1 protein-coding gene is annotated in these 449 nt (G+C 71.5%); it reads right to left on the bottom strand.

The window, feature by feature from the left end; genetic code table 11:
- A partial coding sequence (locus tag ACFHPP_RS31385) for an amidohydrolase (protein WP_437167134.1) occupies window positions 1–434 on the bottom strand: 434 nt, incomplete at its 3' end.
- Window positions 435–449 lie beyond the last annotated feature (15 nt).

The raw sequence follows: 449 nt of genomic DNA, 5'->3' as shown, positions 1-449 counted from the left end.
AGGCGCCCCTCCTGCAGCATGGCCGCGGCACCCTGGCCGGTCTCTTCGGCGGGCTGGAACACGATGTAGACGCGGCCGGCGAAGTTGCGGGTCTCGGCCAAATAGCGCGCGGCGCCGAGCAGCATCGCGCTGTGCCCGTCATGGCCACAGGCATGCATGATGCCCGGCGTGGCGGACGCCCAGGGCAGGCCGGTGGCTTCGCGGATCGGCAGGGCGTCCATGTCGGCGCGCAAGCCGATGGCGCGCTCACCGTCGCGGCCGGTGTTGTCGTTGGTGGCGCCGTGGATCACGCCGACGACGCCGGTGCGCCCGACCCCGGTCACGACCTTGTCCAGCCCGAAGCTGCGGAGGCGCTCGGCGATGAGGGCCGCCGTGCGGGTTTCGGTGAAGCCCAGTTCGGGGTGGCGGTGGAAGTCACGCCGCCAGGCCGTCATCTCCTGATGAAAGTC

This window comes from Falsiroseomonas sp. E2-1-a20, from assembly GCF_051433195.1.
GTDB lineage: Bacteria > Pseudomonadota > Alphaproteobacteria > Acetobacterales > Acetobacteraceae > Falsiroseomonas.
This window is presented reverse-complemented; position numbering and strand designations above follow the sequence as displayed.